17 protein-coding genes are annotated in these 20,368 nt (G+C 50.1%); 2 read left to right on the top strand and 15 right to left on the bottom strand.

All coding sequences use genetic code 11. The features are described from left to right. Positions 1–308: 308 nt before the first annotated feature. The 7 genes from IPM52_05270 to IPM52_05240 form a co-directional block, all read right to left on the bottom strand. On the bottom strand, positions 309–758 hold the full coding sequence (locus IPM52_05270) for a transposase (GenBank protein MBK9291018.1): 450 nt from the start codon (positions 756–758) through the stop codon (positions 309–311). Then, positions 721–1,851 (bottom strand): IS66 family transposase, encoded by a 1,131-nt coding sequence (locus tag IPM52_05265; GenBank protein MBK9291017.1) that lies wholly within the window; start codon positions 1,849–1,851, stop codon positions 721–723. The genes IPM52_05270 and IPM52_05265 overlap by 38 nt, the downstream gene beginning before the upstream one ends. A 47-nt stretch (positions 1,852–1,898) precedes the next feature. Next, positions 1,899–2,264 (bottom strand): IS66 family insertion sequence element accessory protein TnpB, encoded by a 366-nt coding sequence (gene tnpB, locus IPM52_05260; GenBank protein ID MBK9291016.1) that lies wholly within the window; start codon positions 2,262–2,264, stop codon positions 1,899–1,901. Between the two features lie 4 nt (positions 2,265–2,268). Then, the gene (locus IPM52_05255; protein ID MBK9291015.1) at positions 2,269–2,550 is read right to left on the bottom strand and encodes a hypothetical protein; all 282 of its coding nucleotides are present in this window, start codon (positions 2,548–2,550) and stop codon (positions 2,269–2,271) included. Between the two features lie 69 nt (positions 2,551–2,619). Next, entirely contained in the window at positions 2,620–5,658 is a 3,039-nt protein-coding gene (locus tag IPM52_05250; GenBank protein ID MBK9291014.1) for a PAS domain S-box protein, read from the bottom strand. A 42-nt stretch (positions 5,659–5,700) separates the two neighbouring features. Next, complete coding sequence (locus IPM52_05245) at positions 5,701–6,264, bottom strand: response regulator (protein ID MBK9291013.1); 564 nt, start codon at positions 6,262–6,264, stop codon at positions 5,701–5,703. A gap of 45 nt (positions 6,265–6,309) precedes the next feature. Continuing rightward, entirely contained in the window at positions 6,310–9,000 is a 2,691-nt protein-coding gene (locus IPM52_05240; protein MBK9291012.1) for a PAS domain S-box protein, read from the bottom strand. Between the two features lie 383 nt (positions 9,001–9,383). On the opposite strand from IPM52_05240, the gene IPM52_05235 reads away from it, so the two are divergent. Next, the gene (locus IPM52_05235) at positions 9,384–10,142 is read left to right on the top strand and encodes a 5'-nucleotidase C-terminal domain-containing protein (protein ID MBK9291011.1); all 759 of its coding nucleotides are present in this window, start codon (positions 9,384–9,386) and stop codon (positions 10,140–10,142) included. Beyond that, positions 10,135–11,013 carry a metallophosphatase gene (locus tag IPM52_05230; protein MBK9291010.1) on the top strand — a complete coding sequence of 293 codons (879 nt, stop codon included), beginning with the start codon at positions 10,135–10,137 and terminating at the stop codon, positions 11,011–11,013. The genes IPM52_05235 and IPM52_05230 overlap by 8 nt, the downstream gene beginning before the upstream one ends. Before the next feature lie 809 nt (positions 11,014–11,822). Here IPM52_05230 and IPM52_05225 read toward each other — a convergent pair. The 8 genes from IPM52_05225 to IPM52_05190 form a co-directional block, all read right to left on the bottom strand. Then, a complete protein-coding gene (locus IPM52_05225; protein MBK9291009.1) occupies positions 11,823–12,194 on the bottom strand; it encodes a GxxExxY protein in 372 nt (123 codons plus the stop codon). Positions 12,195–12,636: 442 nt separating this feature from the next. After that, complete coding sequence (locus IPM52_05220) at positions 12,637–13,161, bottom strand: DUF255 domain-containing protein (protein ID MBK9291008.1); 525 nt, start codon at positions 13,159–13,161, stop codon at positions 12,637–12,639. A 5-nt stretch (positions 13,162–13,166) separates the two neighbouring features. Further along, complete coding sequence (gene smpB / locus IPM52_05215; GenBank protein ID MBK9291007.1) at positions 13,167–13,628, bottom strand: SsrA-binding protein SmpB; 462 nt, start codon at positions 13,626–13,628, stop codon at positions 13,167–13,169. A 118-nt stretch (positions 13,629–13,746) separates the two neighbouring features. Further along, a complete protein-coding gene (locus tag IPM52_05210) occupies positions 13,747–14,760 on the bottom strand; it encodes an alpha/beta hydrolase (protein ID MBK9291006.1) in 1,014 nt (337 codons plus the stop codon). A gap of 12 nt (positions 14,761–14,772) precedes the next feature. Next, a complete protein-coding gene (locus tag IPM52_05205; GenBank protein MBK9291005.1) occupies positions 14,773–16,353 on the bottom strand; it encodes a hypothetical protein in 1,581 nt (526 codons plus the stop codon). A 106-nt stretch (positions 16,354–16,459) separates the two neighbouring features. Beyond that, the gene (locus IPM52_05200; GenBank protein ID MBK9291004.1) at positions 16,460–17,284 is read right to left on the bottom strand and encodes a hypothetical protein; all 825 of its coding nucleotides are present in this window, start codon (positions 17,282–17,284) and stop codon (positions 16,460–16,462) included. 18 nt (positions 17,285–17,302) lie between these two features. Further along, positions 17,303–18,832, bottom strand: a complete 1,530-nt coding sequence (locus IPM52_05195; GenBank protein ID MBK9291003.1) for a long-chain fatty acid--CoA ligase — start codon at positions 18,830–18,832, stop codon at positions 17,303–17,305. Then, complete coding sequence (locus IPM52_05190; protein MBK9291002.1) at positions 18,829–20,367, bottom strand: sodium:solute symporter; 1,539 nt, start codon at positions 20,365–20,367, stop codon at positions 18,829–18,831. Before IPM52_05190 ends, IPM52_05195 begins: the two co-directional genes overlap by 4 nt. Position 20,368 lies beyond the last annotated feature (1 nt).

Here is a 20,368-nt window from a genome sequence, read left to right as displayed (position 1 = left end):
ACTATACACTATTCACTGATTCACTGTTCACTAACTCACTGTTCACTGTTCACTATTCACTATTCACTGAATCACTATTCACTGATTCACTGTTCACTGTTCACTGATTCACTATTCACTATTCACTGTTCACTTTCTAATTACTTTTTCCTGTACCTGTTAATCAGCATCAAAAGCTTCTCACGGCTTATGGGTTTGGCAATATAGTCGTTGCAACCTGCTTCCAGGGCTTGTTCGCGGTCGCCGGCGAGCGCATAGGCGGTTTGTGCGATAATCACGTAACCCTTCGGCCACGAGCGTGTTGCTTGTTATTTTGGATTTTTTATTGGGAGTAGTTTGTACAGTTGGTTGGCCGGGTGGTCTGGAAGTACCTCGAGGGTATGGCTGAGCCAGCCAAAAGGTTCTACTTCATTGAGTTTGCAAGTGGCTAACAAGGAATAAATCATGGCTGCGCGCTTTGCTCCCTCATGCGAGCCTGCAAACAGATAGTTTTTTCGGCCAAGGGCTACAGGACGTATGGTGTTTTCAATCAGGTTGTTGTCCATTTGATATCGTCCGTCATCGAGGTATCTTATCAGTCTTGGCCAAAGGGTCAACATGTAAGTGATGGCCTGGCCAATGGCGCTTTTGGGCAAGACACAGGCATGTTGCTCACTGAGCCACCGATGCAACTGCTCAAGCACAGGTTGGGCCTGTTGCTGTCTGAGGATTTTTATCTCATCATGGTTCAGGTGATTCTCTTTTTGCCATGCGCTCAATCTGGTATAGCTTGCCTATAAGCAACAGGGCAGTTTCAGCCCGTTGGCTGTCGTTATCCAATGCCTTTTCAAAATTGCGTCTGGCATGTGCCATGCAGGCAAGTTGCAAGATATGGCCTTTGAGTCTTAATCCGTTGTATGCTGCATAACCATCGGTTTGAAGCACTCCGCTAAAGTCTTTCAAAAACTTCTCCGGGCCTTCGCGTCCGCGCCCTGCTTGGTAGTCGAATACCACAAGGCGCTCCATCGGATCGTGGTACACCCAGAGGTAACCTTTGTGTGTTGAGCCCGGCTTGTCTTTTGTCAATACTGCAATGGGCGTTTCATCGGCCTGAAGGTAGCCCGAGGATTGAACTTTTGCCACAAGGCTATGGTATAGCGGTTCAAGCAACTGACAGCTGGCGCTGAACCATCCGTTGATGGTTGACTCTGACAACTGAAGCTTCTGACGTTTGAACATTTGTACCTGACGGTAAAATGGCAGGTGATCTGCGTATTTACTCACTATCAGGTGAGCCAACATGCTTGCGCCGGCATTACCTTTCTCGATAGGCAGGCTCGGAAGCTCGGCTATGGCTATCTGTGTTTGTTCCTGGTTCTGACCAAGCACATACTTGGGGCGCACAATCTGCCTGACATAGATGCTGCCAGGCTCGTATTCAAGTACCTCCGTGATGGCATTACCAATGAAGCGGGCGCCCTCAGGAAGGTTCTGTGGTTCGATGACCTGCTGTTTGCGTGGCAAATGGGCCGGAAGTTCAAGACGAAGCGGTTGTTGCTTGTCTTTTTGCCCGGCTTTTGTACGGGTGTAGTTTATTTGCTGGGTCTGGGGCTCCGGTTTCTGAGGTTCCGGCAGCTCGAAAAGGGTTAGTTGATTGGGATTGGCAGCCACAAACCGTTCGCTCTTTGCACCAAATAGCATACGCTTGAGCTGGGCAAGTTCATGCTTGAGCAGCTTGAGCTCGACCACCAGCGCATCATATTCCGATACCATGTCCTTATGCCGTGCAAGCTCTTGACGAAGCATATTGAGCTCGGCCAGTAAGGCTTGATGTGCTGCTTTGGAAATAGTGATTGTTTCTGTGCTTGCCATAGGGCAAAATTACAGAATCAACCTGCTGGAAATGACCGCCTTAAACCTTAGTTTCCAACAAAATCATGTCGATAAAATCGCTTGTTTTTTCTTGCATTTTCCATTGAAATACCATTGATTATCATCACCAGCTGGCTATAGTCGAGCATCTGGTTTTTCACCCCATCCATACTTTGTTTGGGCAGTTGCAGCCTGCCTTGCTCGAGTCGCTTGTAAAACAGTACGAACCCTCCGGGTTCCCACCGAAGCATTTTGATGCAGTTGCGTGGCTTGTTAATGAAAATGTACAAATCTCCGCTCATGGGGTTTTGGCCAAGCTTGCTTGTGACCAGCCCGCATAAGCCGTCGAAACTTTTACGCATGTCTGTTGGCTCAAGGTAGAGAAAATACCTTGCCGAAGTAATGGAAAACATATCATCACATCCGGATTAAACATTTGAGCAGCGATACAGGGGTAGACAACGGCACATGTAGCTCAATGCCATTGGGATAACGAATCAACAGGTTTGTGCTACATGGCCCATTCAACTGCACAAAGCCTCCAGTTGCCTGCTCCTTTGAACGATACTTATTTACCCAGTAACGAAATGTGTAAAGCTTCATCCCATTTGCCATTGCAAACGACCTTTGACTTTGACCACTTTGCTCCCACTGCTCAACCAAAAAAAACATTTTGTCTTTGCGCTCTTTACGAATCATATCCCAAAAATTTTAAGCGCAAATATCTGCAACCCAACCCCATCCTAAAATATGCTCGTGGCCGAAGGGTTACATAATCACGACGTCCTTGTTAAGCTTCCTGATTTCGCGCGTGGCCTGCAACCCATCCATGACCGGCAGCCTGAGGTCCATCAGAATCAGGTCGATGTCGTTGTTAGCCTGCAAAACTTCAATAGCTTCGGCGCCCGTACGCGCACGCAGCACCTGTCGGCACAGGGGCCGGATGTTTTTGGTGAGCAGGATTTCCGACACTTCATCATCTTCCACCATCAAAATCTTAAGTTTGTTTTCATCTGTTTCATCTTTTTTGAAAACGGATGTTTTTAGGGCCTGCGGCAGAGGGTTTTCTTTTTTGCAGGGAAGTTCAAACCGGAGAATCGAACCCACGTTTTCTTCGCTTTCCACCCAGATGCGGCCTCCAAGCATTTCCACATAGGCTTTTGAAATGGCCAATCCCAGTCCTGCACCCTGATATGCCATACGGTCTTCGATGTCGGCCTGCACAAAGCGCTCGAAAATTGCCTGCTGCCGATCTTTGGGTATCCCGATACCGGTGTCTTTGACATAAAACTCCAGCCATTGGTCGTTTTTGCGAATGCAGCCGATTTCGATGCCACCATTGTGGGTGTATTTGATGGCGTTTTTTACGAGGTTTGTCAGGATGGCATAGAGTTTTTCTTTGTCAGTCACATGCGTGGCATCCTCATCGGGCAGCCTGTCTGTAATCTCAATTCGCAGACCTTTGTTCCTGGCTTCCTGATAGAAAAACTCATGGATATATTCAATTTGTTCGTTCAGGTTGGAGGGCGCCGTGCGAATGTCCACCTGTCCCGATTCGATGCGCGAAATATCAATGATGTCGTTGATGATGTTGAGCATGCGCTGGCCGCTTTTGTTGATCATGGCAATGTATTGATCTTTCATGTCGCTGCTCAGGTCGGGTTCCTGTAGCAGTTCGGCAAAGCCCAGGATGCCGTTCATCGGGGTGCGGATTTCGTGGCTCATGTTGGCCAGAAAGGCTGACTTGAGCCGGTCGCTTTCCTCGGCTTTTTCTTTGGCAGCTTTGAGCGCTTCCTCGGCCTGCTTCCTGTCGGTGATGTCCACAATCACACCTACATAATACAAAAATTTGCCTTCGGAATCGTAAATAGGTGATACTGTGGCCTGAGCCCAGAAAAAACTACCGTCTTTACGCAGGTACCTCTTTTCGGTCCGGTACGCATCCAGTTCCCTGCGCATCAGCCTTGCAAGGCTATCCAGGTCTTTTGGCAAGTCGTCCGGGTGGGTGATTTTTGCAAAAGTGTTCATCAGCAGCTCTTCCTCACCTAAACCAGTCATCTCGCAAAATCTGCGATTGACCTTGATAAACCTAAACTCGGCATTAGCCATTACCATGCCGGTGGCTCCATCCTCAAATATTTTCCTGAACCGGGCTTCACTTTCTTCGAGCTTGCTGATTGCTTCAATCTGGGTTGTGATATCAAGGTGTATTCCCAGCGTTCGGTCAGTCAGCGCGCCATCGCGGTCGCGTAGGGTTTGACCGCGCGACCAGATCCATGCATACTCACCATTACTCCGCCGCATCCGGAAAACATTTTCATACATACCCATCGCGCCTTGATCGAGGTAGTCCTGAAAGACCTTTTCCGAACGCTTGCGATCCTCAGGATGCATCAGGGCAAGCCAGATCCCATCCAGGCTTGGTTCATGATCTTTCAAGAATTCTTCTTTTGAGTAACCTAGATGTTCGAAATATTCAGTGCTACACCACAAGTGACCAGAATTTCCGAAATATTCCCATGCACCAATATTGGAAGATGCAATGACAGATTTAAAGCGTTCCTCGCTTAGCCCGAGCGCTTCCTCGGCCTGTTTTCTTTCGGTGATGTTTCTGCCAAAGCACGATCCGCCAATAACTTGGCCGTCCTTGAGTATCGGATTAAAGGTTACCTCGATGTAAATTTTACCGATGGCGGTATCCACCTCATCCACTATGGTAAAGCGTTCATTGGCCAGTACTTTGTCGTAGCGCGGTTTCCAGAAAGGACGCAGCATTTCGGGCAATCCCTGCAGCAGGTTGCTGCCTTTTTCCAGCCATACCCCGAATGCATCGTAAAAATCGCGTTGAAAAACCTGATTGATATACAGTATGTTATAGTTCCTGTCAAACGCCCAGATGCTGTCGGAAGTGCCTTCGATGATGGCCGTGACGTTGGCATTGATTTCTTCGGCCTTTTCTTTTGCTTCTATCAAGGCTTCCTCTGAATTGTGGTGCTTCGTAATGTCGCGCACCGTACCAACCGAATGCAAAGGCCGGCCTTCGCTATCGCGCTGCGTAATGCATTGCTCTACGACGTACTTCACCTGTCCGTTGCTGAGCTGAATGCGGTGTTCTATTTCGTAAGGTGTCATGTTCACAAGCGAGTCGGTGTAGGCCTTGTGCACCTTCTCCCTGTCGTCGGGGTGGACATAGCTGAGGAAGGCTTCGTAGCTCGCCGGAAACTGGCCAGGTTCCACGCCAAAGATGCGAAACACCTCATCCGACCAGTATAATTTGTTGTTCACGAGATCCAGCTTCCAGTGCCCGATTCCCGCAAGGCTTTCAGCGAGTGCAAAATCTGACAGTGTAGGCGTACTGCCAGGTTCCGCTGGCTGGGTTTGCTCATTTGCGCGGGCACTCAGGCTGTCAGGCGATGTTTTTTCACTTGCTGTTCTCAGGGCATGCCTCACCATCCATGACAGCATCAGCGGATCGGGGGGCATGGGCAGCAGTCCGTCGAAATCATCTTCGGGCAAAAGCGACCTGAAATTCCCGATCAGTTCCGGGCGATAGCACGCAATCAAAGGGATGCCCGCTTCGGAGGCTGTCTTTCTGACCAGCGACCACTCATTTTCCTGAAACCCCGCATCAATGGCATAAAATATCAGGTCGGGCTGAACTGCTTTTATCTTATTCGCAATTGCATCAGCATTCCCATCAGCACCAACAAGCAAAGTTTTGGCTGTTTCGCCCACCGGGACTGCTTCCAGTGCTTTCAGATCTTTCTCGCGTTTGCTGATCACCAGAATTGTCATCTCAGTTTTCATGGCATCCGGTTTTGGTCAGGAACAAATGGTCAGTTGGTCTCCTCAAATATCGTAATATTTGCCGATCAGTGTTTTGAGTTTTTCTCTGCTTATGGGTTTGGTGATGTAATCATTACACCCGGCCTCGAGCGCTTTGTCGCGGTCGCCGGTCATGGCGTGGGCAGTCTGGGCGATGATGATGACGTCCTTGTTGAAACTTCTGATTTGTTTTGTGGCTTCGTAGCCTCCCATCACCGGCATCCGCATGTCCATCAAAATCAGGTTGATCTCCGGATGTGCGCGCAATATTTCAACGGCATCGGTTCCGTTGTCTGCCCAGAATAGTTTGCTGCTCAAAGGTTCCAGCATGCGCTGCAGGAGCATGACAGAAGTGTCGTCGTCTTCAGCAACTAGCATTACTGGCTTATTGAATCCGGAATCCTGCAGGTTAGCTGTCAAATCCGGTTTCTTTTGATGCATTTCAGAGGTATCCTCCTTGCCCGAAGGCAGGGTGAACCAAAAAGTAGAGCCTTTGCCCGGTTCGCTTTCCACGCCTATGTTTCCTCCCAGCATTTCCACGTAAGCTTTGGTGATGGCCAAACCGATGCCTGCACCCTGATATGCCATCCGGTTTTCTATGTCGGCCTGTACAAAACGTTCGAATATGGCTTGTTAGCGATCTTTCGGTATGCCAATGCCTGTGTCGCTCACCGAAAATAAGATCTGACCATTCTGGTAGCGGCAGCTTAACTCGATAAACCCCTGATGCGTGTACTTGATGGCATTTTTTACGAGATTGGTCAGGATGGCATACAGCTTTTCCTTGTCGGTGATGAGTTTGTTCTGGCCGGGCCGAAGCTCGTTTTTCAACAACAGTTGAAGGCCTTTTTCCTGGGCCTGAGGTTTGAAAAAATTGTAGATAAAGCTCAGCTGTTCGTTGAGGTCAGTTTCAGCGGGATAGACCTCTACCACCCCTGCTTCGATGCGCGAAATATCGATGATGTCGTTGATGATGTTGAGCATGCGTTCCCCGCTTTTGTTGATGAGCGCGATGTATTCGTCGCGTTCCTCACTGCTCAGATCGGGCGCCTTGAGCAATTCGGCAAATCCCAGAATGCCATTCATGGGTGTCCGGATTTCGTGGCTCATATTGGCCAGAAAGGCCGACTTGAGCTTATCGCTTTGCTCGGCTTTCTCCTTCGCTTTAATCAGGTCGCTGATATAGTGTTGTTTTTCGATAAACACCCCGGTTTCATGGGCCAGCATCTCCAGCAATGCCTTGTCAGCATCTGTAAATGCGTTGGGATTGTGATAGTCCTGAACTACCATCACTCCCACAACTTTCTTGTTGGCAACAATGGGCACGCCAAGCCAGCATTGCGGCTCCGTTCCGGTATCTGGAATATTGTGCAGTTGGCTGAAGCGCTGAATTTCTTCTCCCTTCAAAAAAATTGTCTGGTTCCACATGGCCACATGGCCCGAAATGGAAACCCTTGCTTCCCAGGTATCAAAATCATCATTCTCGTCATAGAAAACCCACTTTCGGAGCGATGCATTCTGGTCATCATAACTTGCTGCAAAGAAGTTGTTTATGTCGTAAAGCTGACCCAGCTCTTTTCGTAGCGATTCGAAGAAACGGACCAGGTCGTGCTTGTCATGAAGCAGACGGGAAATCGAATAAAGGATTTTATACCCGGTATTGGTGCGTTTTCTTACGGTGATATCTTCTTTTACCGCAACATAGTGTGTGATTTCGCCGTTCAGCCCCCGCACAGGACTAATTTGCGCAAGCTCCCAGTAAAGCTCTCCGTTTTTCTTTTTGTTGCACAATTCTCCCGACCATACCTTGCCGCTGGTAATCGTTTCCCACATCTTTTTGTAAAACTCGAGCGTCTGAATACCGGATTGAAGTATCCTGGGATTTTGTCCAAAAACTTCGGATTTGGTGTATCCTGAGATCAAGGTAAATTTTTCATTCACATATTCAATGTTTCCCTCGCGGTCGGTGATCACTACACTCACCGGACTCTGTTCAACAGCGCGAAACAACTTCCTCAGTTGCTCCTCTGTTTCGCGCCGCCCGGTGATGTCGGTAATAAATCCTTCGAGGGCTACGATATTGCCCTGGCTGTCGAATATCCCACAACCGCGTTCCCAGACCCATCGCTCCTCACCTGATTTTGTGATGATGGGATACTCCAGCTCGACTGTCTTTTTTTCGGGCAGAGCCTGCTGCCAGATGTTCCAGCAATATTCCCTGTAGTCAGGATGAATCACTTCGTTGAAAGAAAGGAGGGCGTTGTTGATAAGCTCTTCAGGCAGATAGCCCGTGATTTTCTGACATGCCGGACTGAGGTATTCCATCGTCCAATCGTGGTCGAAACGGCAGTGGTACACCAAACCATCAATATTTTCAATGATGGTTTGCATCTTACGCTCGAGTTCCTGTTGTTGCAGCTCGATCAGTTTCCGATCGGTAATATCGCGCGCTATTCCCTTGATGGCCACAATATCGCCCTTTTCATCAAAAACGGGCACATTGCGTTGTTCAGTCCAGAGCATGCTTCCGTCTTTTCTGATCCAACGCAGCTCAAGTGGTTTTTCGAAAGCTCCCTGATTTTCAAAATAAGCCGCAAGCAGGGGCTGATCATCGGGATGCACCAGTTTCATACCCAGATCAGGATCGGCATAGTGTTCTTCTGGGGTGTATCCTGTGATGCGGGTGGCCGAAGGGCACACATAAGTGAAACCGCGACGGGGTTTGAACTCATACCTGTAGATGATGTCCGTTGCTTTCTCGGCAAGCCATCTGAATTGATTTTCACTCCGCTCGAGGGATAACTGTATATTTTTTGCCTCTGTAATATCTGACAATACGTGCACGCAGCCATCGAACCTGCCCTCAGCATCAAGTATGGGGTCAACAGTAATCTCATAGTGCCTTCCGTTCTCAGTCATTTCCAGCTTTTCCCTTTTCAGGCTTTCCTTGCTGCGTTCCAGAGGGCAACCTGGTATTGGTTCCTGCCGGTTGTGTAGCTGACCGAAGCAGGGGCTGCTGTTGAGCATCCAACAGCATGGCAGGCCCTCTATACTGGCCTGATTGGTCCAAAGTATTCTGTGGTCTTTGTCCAGAATCCAGATCAGGTCTTTAACTGCCCGAAAGGCGGTGATCAGCCTTTGGGTCAGAAAGTCCTTCGGGACAGGGAGTTCGCCAAAGGTGGAAAACTTCTGGCCTTCAATTTGCGACGCTTCTGTGACCTCTAATCCAGATGCCCCGCGTTCTGTTTTCATTGCTTCAATGGTTGCCCTTGCCTCCTCGAGGAGTTGCTCAAGTTCCTCATAACTGGGCTTTTTCTTTTCCATGCTAATGGTTTGTTTTGGGTATGGTGCCTCCCGGCACCTGAAGGTTTTGATTTTGACCGGTTATCTGTTACCAGCTTAACTGCGTTCGCTGGCAAAGTTAAGGAATAAAAGATGGGTTGGCAATTCAATTTTAGCCCGTGCAGCAAGCAATCCGAAAAGTTTTTTGTCTTGTGAACATTCTTGATAACTAAATTTAAATCAGCTATTTAAATGGTTGCCTCTGAAAACGGCATTTACTTCTCCTGCAGCCAGGTGCCACGTCAGACATCGGAAAAAAAAGCTATAGGTTAATCCGACCTCCGTGATTAACTTTGACACGCCGAAAAATACATCCGCCTTCTAATTACAGCTTGAGTTTGTATTGATGATAAAATACCAGTGAAATGAAGTTTGAAAAACTACTGTCGTACTTGCTGCTATTTGGTTTCTTTGGTGCCTGCAGCCCAAAGGTAGCGGTGGTCACTTATTGGCAATCAGATAAAATTGCCCTGGATGCACAAGCCGATACGCTGGCTGACAGCTCGTATTTGTCCTATATTCATCCATTTAAAGTGCGAATGGAAGCCGAAATGGGTGCGGTGATTGGCACATCGGCTGTAGATATGAAGGTGCATCGCCCCGAAAGTCTGCTCTCGAACCTGGTGGCTGATGTGTACTGGCACGAAGCATCCGGCATTCTAGGAAGCCCGGTGGATGTGGCTGTCGTCAACCTCGGGGGCATCCGCGCCGGACTCCCTGCTGGCGACATCACCCGCAGAAAAATCTTCGAGATCATGCCATTCGAAAATGAGCTGGTCATTTTATGGCTTCGAGGAGAACATCTTATTGATCTGCTGGAGTTTTTTGCCAGCGTGGGCGGACAGGGCGTATCGGGCTTGCAGATGGAAATCAGAAACCAAGAGGCTGTAAACATCCTCGTGGGTGGACAACCCATCGAAATGGATAAAATGTACACCCTTGCCACCAACGATTATCTGGCGGCCGGCAACGATGGCATGACGGCATTGAACCGTGCTGAGCGGCAGCAACCTACAGGATTGAAAATCAGAGACATGTTGATGCGCTATGTGCAAAAAGAAACTGCAGCTGGACGACACATCAACGCAACCCTCGACGGCCGCATCCGTGTGATCAATGAGTAAAACCGAAAAAACTGATCGTATGAAAAGATACTTTTTGCTGCTTACACTTTTTTTGATTGGCTTGGCCACGATGGCTCAGGGTACCAGGCTGGTCATTCTGCACACCAACGACACCCACAGCCAGGTGGAACCCACCGACAACAACATGGGTGGCTATGCCCGAAGACTGGGGGTCATCAATCATATCCGCCGCACCGAGCCCAATGTGCTGCTGGTGGATGCGGGCGACTTCCTTCAGGGAACGCCCTATTTCAACTTTTACGGTGGCCGCATCGAAGTGGACGCCCTCAACCGGATGCAATACGATGCCGTGACTTTGGGAAACCACGAATTCGACAACGGACTCGATTCCCTGGCATTGATACTTCAAAAAAATAAAGTGCCTTTAGTCAGCGCCAATTACGACTTCCGTAATACTCCGCTGAACGGTCTGGTCAAACCTTACCACATTGTGCAAAGAGGGGGGCTGCGCATCGGGATTTTCGGACTGGGGATCAATCCTGAGGGTCTGGTGTTTCAAAATAATTACAAGGGTATGGTCTTCAACGATCCGATTGCTGTGGCCGACAGCATTGCCCTGCTGCTTCGCACAAGCGAAAAATGCGACCTTGTCATCTGCCTGTCGCACCTGGGCTCCGACCCCAAGAACAGCCCGGTAAACGATGTTGCGCTGGCAGGTTCATCAAGGTACATTGACGTGATTATCGGTGGCCATACCCACCAGCTCATCACCGAAACGGCAATCCCCAATGCAGATGGCAGGCCGGTTATCCTTGCCCAGATGGGCAAAAGCGGTCAGTATTTGGGCCGGATCGACCTGGTGGTGGAAAAACAAAAAAAACGTCGTGCCCAAAGCAAAAAAGTCAGGTAAGCCTCAGCTGTGGGAATACGGGGCGGTTATCTGTCGCATTTACGGTGAACTTGATGGGAGGTGGAAAGCCCGAATCTGCTATTGATCTCGCAAAAACTAATACACGATTTCAGCAGCCAAAGCCAAGAGTTATTTCTCTCTGTGTAACTCTGTGTTCTCCGTGGTGAATTTTTTTAACCACAGAGGGCACAGAGGGGCACAGAGTTTTTTCTCTCTGTGTAACTCTGTGTTCTCCGTGGTGAATTTTTTTAACCACAGAGGGCACGGAGGGCCACAGAGGTTTTCTCTCAGTGTAACTCTGTGTTCTCCGTGGTGAATTTTTTTAACCACAGAGGTCACAGAGGGCCACAGAGTGTTTTTTTAACCACAGAGGTCACGGAGGGCCACAGAGGTTTTCTCTCAGTCTAACTCTGTGTTCTCCGTGGTGAATTTTTTTAACCACAGAGGTCACAGAGGGCCACAGAGTGTTTTTTTAACCACAGAGGTCACAGAGGGCCACAGAGTTCTTCCTCTCTGTGTAACTCTGTGTTCTCCGTGGTGAATTTTTTTAACCACAGAGGTCACAGAGGGGCACAGAGTTTTTTCTCTCTGTGTAACTCTGTGTTCTCCGTGGTGAATTTTTTTAACCACAGAGGGCACGGAGGGCCACAGAGGTTTTCTCTCAGTGTAACTCTGTGTTCTCCGTGGTGAATTTTTTTAACCACAGAGGTCACAGAGGGCCACAGAGTGTTTTTTTAACCACAGAGGTCACAGAGGGCCACAGAGTTCTTCCTCTCTGTGTAACTCTGTGTTCTCCGTGGTGAATTGTCTCATATTACCCACCTGACAATACCATCTTTCATACGGGTAACATTAAAATTCAGCAACAATCCCACTTTTATGTCAGCCAGCTTCATGTAAGTCATTAGTTGTGCTTTGTGTATCTCTGCAAATGCATCAACTGATTTTATTTCAATAATAACCGTGTTTTCAACCAATAAATCAATGCGGTAGCCAGCATCTAATCTTATATCCTTATAAACTAACGGGAGGGCACGTTGCTTTTTGACTTCCAAACCTGCATTTACAAGTTCGTAAAACAAGCATTCTTCGTATGCACTTTCGAGCAGGCCGGGTCCAAGATGCCTGTGTACTTCAATGGCACAGCCGATAATTTTCTCTGTAATCTGATTTGTTTCCATTTTACTATTATAGTTTTTCTCTGTGTAACTCTGTGTTCTCCGTGGTGGATTTTTTTTAACCACAGAGGGCACGGAGGGCCACAGAGTGTTTTTCTCTCTGTGTAACTCTGTGTTCTCCGTAGTGATTTTTTTTTTTAACAACAGAGGGCACGGAGGGCCACAGAGGTTTTCTCTCTGTGTAACTCTGTGTTCTCCGTGGTGATTTATTTTACCACAGAGGGCACGGAGGGCCACAGAGGTTTTCTCTCTGTGTAACTCTCTGTTCTCCGTGGTGGATTTTTTTTAACCACAGAGGGCACGGAGGGCCACAGAGGTTTTCTCTCTGTGTAACTCTGTGTTCTCCGTGGTGGATTGTTTTTTTAACCACAGAGCATCGCTCAAGTCGCCGCTACTTTAACCTTTGAATCTTTGAATCCCCTGAGCAGGAATCCTTTTCCAAAACCTACTTAACCTGCCCTTTAAACCTGGCCTTGAAATCTTCCCAGCTGGTGGTCTGGTAGGCATTTGTGGCAATGAAATGCAGCACCGGTTCGAAATCGGCCGGAGGGAAGTAGCCCGGCACCACGGTGATCACCCGCATTTCTTCGTCCATGAAAACGAACGAAGGGTACGACATCTTTCCCTGAAGCAGTGTACGGGCCAGCTCGTGCGAATGGCGGCTCCTTCCCGGATTGGTATTGACAAATTTCTGTCCCATGAATGTGACCGTGTCTTTGCGTTCGGCATCAAATTTCACCGGGTAGAAGTGTTTGTTGAGGTATGCCGCGATTACCGGATTGCCGAAGGTATCCTTATCCATTTTCTTGCACCAGCCGCACCAGTCGGTGTACATGTCGATAAATATCTTACGTGGTTTTTGGGAAGCCAGACCCACTGCCTTTTCAAAACTATGCCACTGCACAGCCTGCTGCGCTGCAAGTCCGTGAACAAAAAATATTGCAATTGACAGGATAAGAAGTCTTTTCATGGAGTTTAGTATCTTGAGGCTTGTTCGATTTCACGTTTCATGTCGCGGCTTTTCAGGTCTTCGCGCTTGTCGTAGTGGTGTTTACCTTTGGCCAGGGCTATCTCGAGCTTGGCGCGTCCGTTGTCGTCGATAAAGAGCGAAAGGGGCACGATGGTGAACCCTTTTTCCTTCACTTTGGTGGCCAGCTTGCGCAGTTCGCGCCTGTTGAGCAATAGTTTGCGGTCGCGCTTGGGCTCATGATTGTTGTACGTGCCATGGCTGTATTCGGCAATGTGCATATTGCGCACGTAAAGCTCATGCCCGGTGAATGAACAAAAGGCATCGTTCAGATTCACCTTGCCGTCGCGTATGCTTTTGATTTCGGTGCCGGTGAGCACGATTCCTGCGATGTATTTCTCAATGACGAAATACTCGAATGAGGCACGACGGTTTTTAAAGCTGAGCCTGGGTTTATCTTTTTCTTTCATGGCAGCGCAAAGATAATTGATTCCTGCAGCATCGGGTACATTCGGACTGCCGGCCGGCACAATACAGCAAAGGCTGCCTCGCTTTTGAGACAGCCTTTTCGTTGGTTTGCAGCTTTGGCTATTTGATAAAGTCTTTTACTGCCTGGTTGAACATCTCAGCAGCCTCGAATTGTACGAAGTGTCCCGTTTTTGGGGCCATGACCAACTTGCTGTTTTTGATTCGTTTATGACCGTTCTCAGCGATGTCGCGGGTGCGGCCGGGATTCAGAAAGCGGTTGGGAATCAGGTTGTCGTTTTCGCCGAACAGAATCAGCGTTGGCTTGTCGATCTTGTCCAGGAAGGGGAGCACCGGCTCATCCACCATGCCGTTCACGCTTTGCACCACCGCATAGCAGTAGGCATCGAAGTCGCTGGCATGCCGCATCATGATGCGGTCGGTGATCATAAACTCCGCATCAGCAGGCATGCGGTAAAAGTTGTAATAGAGGTTGTTCTGGATGTCGTCCACAGGTGTTTTTTTCACCCCGTCGAGGGTCATCACGTTGCGGAACCATTGTTTCTGTCCTTTGGTGAATGCTTCGAAACCTGCTGGTGCAGCCAGTATCAGTCCTTCCACTTTTTCCGGATGAATCAGGGCCATAACCATGGCAATCTGTCCGCCCATGCTGTGACCGCCAATCCAGGCTTTTTCGAGTCCGAGATGGTTCATGAGCTTCACCACCGACTGGGCATACCAGCTCATGCTTCCGGGATGGGGTGTTTTGCCCGATTTGCCATACCCGGGCAGGTCGATGGCGATGACCCTGTAGTTTTTCGAAAGCTCAGGAATGTTCTTGTTCCAGGCTTTGAGGTAGCTGCCCAGGCCATGAATCAGGATGATGGTGCGCGAAGGGGGTAGGGAGGGGTCGCCCTGATCCACATAGGCGATCATCAGGTCGTCGGCCAGACGGGCTTTTTTCACTTCATAGGGGTACTCCAGTTCGTCGAAGCTGGCAATGCGCGGCAGATTGGCATAAGTATGGATACGCTTTGGCTTTTCGGATGTCATGGGGCTTCGGGCTTGCAGGTGTGTTGAAGCAAGGATAAACAACAGGCTGAATGCCAGGATCCGGTGTATCGTATTGGTTTTCATGTGCGTAAGATCTTAAAACATTAACCATTTAAACACGAGGAACGTAGTCCAGGGATTCACCGGACGCACACCGGGAGTGCCGCCGTTTACGGGCGCACTGTAGCGTTGGTCGGCGCTGTCGTAGAACTTTCCGAGCCAAAGGTGGGCGGTGTGCCACTCTATGCTCATGTAGGTACCCGGGTTATACACCAGCGCAAGATTGGCCTCGGTGCCCATGTGGTAGCCGCCGGCCGAGGGTTTTACATTGCCAAACGCCACAGCTCCACCCAACCGGCCAATGAACTTGTAGGGTATGAAAGCCTTTGAAAATGTGGTGGTAGCGGCGCTCAGCCCATAGCCCATATTCGAAATATCGGCAATGGCAGGGGTGAAACGGTTCACCACATTGCCGTGCGGCATCAGGATGTAGGCGCCGCTGCTGATGAAGATCGCACCCGGGCCACCCCAGGTGTTTGCGGTTAGCACGCCGCTGTATTTTTTGTCGTCCAGCCCGTCTTTGTCGCCGCTGGTGTAAATCAGGTCGAGTTTCACGTGGTCGTCAGGGGTTTGGCCATAACGGTACAATCCTTTCAGGTTGGCGCCAAATCCGCCTATGTCGGCACCTTTTTCCCATTGTCCGGTTGTGAGCACCCTGGCCTGACCGAGGTTGTAATTGAAAAATCCGCTGAGCGAAACGCGGTCGGCCATCAGGTCGAGGTTGCGGCTGAAGTAGGTGCCCAGCCAGACAATGTCGGCTTTGTAGGGCACCGGCCCGAATTTGAATTTAAAGGTGCCGTTGTGGTCGGCCAGCAGCGAGTTGAGGCCTTGTCCGAGGATCGAAACCCCGCCTTTGCCCGATGCGCGGTCGCGCACATAATTGGCCGAAACACCAAGTTTCCAGAGGGGGTTCAGGCTGCGGTCGGCCATAAACTCGAACATGTTCACATCGTCGTCGCGAAACACGTCGTTTTCGTAGTATTTGTAGAACCCCCACTTGTAACGCCCGAAATCACGATCGTGACGCACAGTGATGCCGGCAGCGTCGGTGCCATAATAGGCGAGCCGGTAGGCGCTGTTGGTCATTTTGTCAAATAGCGTCCTGTAGGGATTGAACGGGGTGTCGAACATGCGTTGCAAGCCCAGGTTGATGGCCCACCCGGTTTTAGGGATGAGCTCAAGCTCAATGTTTTGGGTCTGTATGTTCACCTGGTCGGCCGAAAGCGCTGCGCCCAGGTTGCCACCAACGCCATAGGAAGCATCACCATAAGTCCAGTCGATTTCGAGCGAGGCCCGCAAAATGGCCTTGCCATCAAACAGATGGGGCTGGTAAATGAAAAACGGGATGATGCGTTGCTCAATATATAAAGCTTTGGCAGTGTCGGAGGTGGTTGTGCTGTTGGCGCCGAAAAGCCTTCCGATTACCTGTCCGCGCAGAAACTCGTTTTGCGGATAAAAGTTCGAAGCCACCCCCTGATTGATAAAGAACGCCAGAAACTGAAATTCCTTGTTGGCCTTTTCGGGCACTGCTTCCCGAAAATATTGTACCCCCGGGTTTTGTGCGCTGACAGCAGAAACCAGCAGCAGCATACTTAAAAGGGTGAGTGTCTGTTTCATTTCATCTTATTTGGTTTGTAGCTCAATAGTTTGAAAATCAGCCGGGACGGCCATCCGACCGTCCCGGAGCTGTTTCAGGAGTATCCCCTTGGAGAGGTTGCGTGGATTAATCCATCCGGATATAGGTTTGTACGTTGAGCATGCCGAAGGCGCCTCCGCTGGTGCTGCCAATTCCGCCGGCAGGGGTGGGTGGGGTCACGCCGGGTATCTGCGGCTCTGTCTGGGCAATTTCATACTTCATGGTTACAGGTGAGCCGGCAAAAATCTTGAAGATGCCTTCCGACTTCAGTGCGGTAGGCTGCGACTGGTTCACCACAATGGTCCAGATGTCGTTGGTAGTCGTTTTGGTTTGGGTGAACGTGCCGGTGAGGGTGGTTTTGGCGCCGCCTGCAAACGACTCAACAGTGTAGGTGTTGTTGGCACGAAACTCGGCATAGATCGAGTCGATGCCAAGCTGAATCAGGATAGGGGCTACATTGGCACGTGAGGAGTACCAGCGTCCGATGAGGCCTAGTTCGCGCAGGTTCACGCTTTTCGATTCGGAGACTGGGGTGGCGGCACCGGCAGCGTTGTAGATGGATGTGGCTGTTTTGGGTGCAATGGTGATCACTTCCTGTCCGTTGGCAACTCCGCCAAAGGTGAAAGTAAAGGTAACAGTGCTGGCGCCGGGGGTGTGCGACACAGTAAAGTTGCCGGCTGTGGCTGTACCACCGCTCATCGTAACGTTGAACGAGTTCCCGTCGAGTGCACCGGTTTTGTCGGCTTTGCCGTACACACCCTCAGAAAACACCAGGGTTGCAGTCTTGTTGTCGTCCGACAGGGTGAGCTCCAGCATGGTGGCCGGATTGGCCGGGTCGTCCTTCTTACATGCAGTGAAGGTGCTTGCAAGCGCCATGAAAAGCGCCATGATTGTGATTGCTCTGTACTTCATTTTTGTTGTGATTTTGGGTTAATGATTTGTTGAATTGTCGATTATCGTTTTTGTCAAGTTTCGCAGTTGTTTGCGGTCGGTTTTTCCTGAATCGGTTTTTGGCAGGGCCGACACAAAAATAACATGCTTTGGCACTTTATATTTTGCCAGATGCTGAAGGGCAAAAGTCCGGAGCTCATTTTCATCTGCCGTCGAACCGTCTTTCAGCTTTACGAAGGCCATGCCGGCTTCGCCCCATTTCTCGTCGGGCACACCGATGATGGCCACCTCTTCCACGGCCGGATGCTGCCGCAAACGATGTTCCACTTCGGCAGGATACACGTTCTCGGCTCCTGAAATATACATGTTCTTGATGCGGTCCACCACGTACAGATAGCCTTCGTCGTCGGCTTTTACCAGGTCGCCTGTTTTGAACCAGCCATCGGCAATGGCCTCGGCTGTGGCTTCAGGATTGTTCCAGTAACCGGGGGTCACCGTGGGGCCTTTCAGCCAGAGCTCGCCGGGCACATTGGCAGGCTGGTCGTTGCCATGCTCGTCCACAATGCGTATCTGGTAATAGAAATTGGGCTTTCCAATCGAGCCTTGCTTGCGGATGGCGTCTTCGTGGCTGAGCGAGGTAACGTTCGGACCAACTTCAGTGAGTCCGTAGCCCTGCCGGATGAGGATGCCTTTGCGGTGCCATAGCTCGATGAGCGGAATAGGCATGGCCTCGCCGCCCACCACAAAATAACGCAGCTTTTCGAGTTGACATTGTTCAAATGCCGACTCCTCGGCAAGCATTTTTAGCATGGTCGGCACCGCCCACCATATGGTCATGTGGTAATTTTCGAGGGCCTGCAACACATCGGCGGCTTCGAACTTGCGCATAAACAGGGTGTAGGCGCCATGATGCCAGAAAGGTGTCATCAGCACATTCCAGCTGCCGGTGTGAAACGAAGGGGCGCAGTTGAGCGAACGGTCTTCCGAGGTCAGGTCGAGGCGCAGCTGGGTGTTGATGCTGTTCCAGAGCAACATCTGATGGGTGTAGATGCTGCCTTTCGGAAAGGCCGTGGTACCTGAGGTGTAAATCAGAAACACCGGGTCATCACCATGCAATCCGGCATTTTCAAAATTGGGTTCCTCACCCAGCGCCAGAAACCTGTCGTTCTTTTGTGCAAGTGTTTCCATCAACAGTTTTTTCCCGGGCGTCAGTTTGCATCCCAGCACTTTATCTTCAAACTTCTGGTCATAGACGATCAGTGAAGGTGCACAGTTGCCCAGCATATAGTCCAGCTCGGCTGGTGTGAGCCTGTAATTGAGCGGCACCAGTATGATGCCCGTTTTCAGGGCCATCCCAAACAGCACTGCCAGCTCCAGCGAGTTCTCGGCCAGAATGGCAATGCGGTCGCCTTTTTTAAGGCCGTGGGTCGAACTAAACTCTGCTGCCTGGTATTTGCAAAGTGTATTCAGTTGTTTCCAACTGAGTTTGCGCCCTGTCTCAAACTCTTCCAGCGCAATGGCTTCGGGCTTGTACATGGCCCAGCGTGAGGTCCAGTCGAAAACATTCATTGTTTTAATCTGCTTATTTTCAGTAAGATAAAACCAATAATTGTAGAAAATACGATGGCTGTCGAACTGGCAATGGCCGGATTGCGAACCGGGCCTTCCAGAAACCTGGTGAAAAAGCCAAACTGCCAGCCAAATTGTTCAACAGCTGACGGAAGCAGGTAGTAAACACCAAAGTGGACCACGATGGCCGATATTGCTGCTGCAAATGGCACCCACGCCCTGACATCTTTCAAAAAGATGCCAAAGATGACCGGGATAAAGGCCGCGCTGAAATAGGCATACACCCCGTTTTGGGCAAAGATGCCTACACTGAGTTTTGGAGCCACCAGCTGCCTGTGCGATAAGTAAATGGTAATCAAGGCCATGGATGCGATCGCCAGGCGGTTGACAAACACCAGCCTGTTTTCAGGCAGGCGATTGCCCAACAGGGGTTTGAGCAGGTCGGAGGTGATCGTGGTCGAAACTGACTGCACCAAACCTTCCAGGGTGGACATGCCGGCTGCAATCAAACCCAGAATCACAAACAAACCGGCTACAAGTGCGAGCGGACTGCCCGCATAAACTGCCCTCACATAAGCCGGAATGATGCCATCGTTGGGAAGTGCTTTGCCATCTATGCTCAGGTCGGGAAAGGTGAGCCGGGCATATAATCCGGCAATGACCACCGAGAAAAACAGGAGTTCGACCACCACAGCCGTTACCAGAAACTTGTTCACATCGCTTTCTTTCTTTAAAAGCAGCGACCGGGTGATGATGTGCGGCTGAACCACAATGGCAATACCCACCACCGCCTGCGCAAAAATGATCTCGTAAAGGTTTCTGAACAAGGGACTTGCGGGATTGGTAGCTTTGACCAATACGGGGTCAATGGTGGCGAGTTTGCCAAAAAAGTTGCCCAAACCGTCTTTGAAATGTTCATATCCGCTGCCAATCAGGAGCAAAGCCACCACAATCATGATGACAGCCTGAATGGTGTTGGTGTACACCATGCTGTTGGCCCCGCCGAACATCATATAACCAAACACAAAGATGACAATACCGACCATCACGGCCATTTCGTTGAGCTGCAAGGCCGACGACAAAACCTTGGTGAGTGCTACTACGATGAGCACGATAAAGGTGAGCAGCAGCAGCGCCAGCACACCCATCAGCAGGGCAAAGGGTTTGCTTTGGTAGCGCGACCCGACCCACTGTGCCAGGGTAAGGGCTTTAACCGTTTGGCCGTAGCGCCGGAAGCTCTTGGTGAGCAGGATGAGCGACACCACGGCAGCTATGGGCAAAGCAATGGCGTAGCTGATCACCCCCGATATGCCGAAATTGGCAATAAAACCGGGATTGATGACAAAGGTGGCAGCGCTCGTCATGGATGCAGCCAGCGAAAGGCCCACCGCCACCGGCGAAAACACCACGCTGCCCAGGGCATAATCGCTCAGGCTGCGGGTTTGCCGTGCACCTCTAAAAACAAGGTAGAGCAATCCTGCCATGTAGAGCAGCACCAGTATCCATGCGCCTGTGGTTTGTGCGTTGGCTTCCATG

Source organism: Bacteroidota bacterium, from assembly GCA_016715945.1.
Taxonomy (GTDB): Bacteria; Bacteroidota; Bacteroidia; order Bacteroidales; family F082; genus JALNZU01.
The sequence above is the reverse complement of the archived record's forward strand: the minus strand, read 5'-3'. Positions and strand labels throughout refer to the sequence as shown.